The following is a 460-nucleotide window of genomic DNA, read 5'->3' on the forward strand; positions in this document are numbered from 1 at the left end:
CACCAACTTCGGCGTCATGGGCATCTTCACCGCGGCCTCCCTCATCTTCTTCGCCTTCATCGGCTTCGACGTCGTGGCCACGGCGGCCGAGGAGACCAAGAACCCGCAGCGGGACATGCCGCGCGGCATCCTCGGCTCGCTGCTGATCTGCACCTTCCTCTACGTCGCCGTGACGCTGGTGGTCACCGGCATGCAGAAGTACTCGGAGATGTCGCCGACCGCGCCACTGGCCGAAGCCTTCAAGTCGGTGAACCAGCCCTTCTTCTCCGGCGCGATCAGTCTCGGGGCGGCCGTCGGCCTGATCACCGTGAGCATGATCCTGCTGCTCGGCCAGACCCGCGTGTTCTTCGCGATGAGCCGTGACGGACTCCTGCCGCGCGTCTTCTCCGTCACGCACCCCAAGTACCGCACCCCCTACCGGGCGACCCTCCTGCTCGGCGGGATCATCGCCATCGTCGCG

At 66.5% G+C, this 460-nt stretch carries 1 protein-coding gene; it reads left to right on the plus strand.

Annotated features, from left to right (window positions below; genetic code table 11):
• Window positions 1-460: amino acid permease (locus G3I78_RS48180; protein WP_164436953.1), on the plus strand; the 460-nt coding region annotated here is incomplete at both ends.

Source organism: Streptomyces sp. SID13726, assembly GCF_010548375.1.
GTDB lineage: Bacteria > Actinomycetota > Actinomycetes > Streptomycetales > Streptomycetaceae > Streptomyces.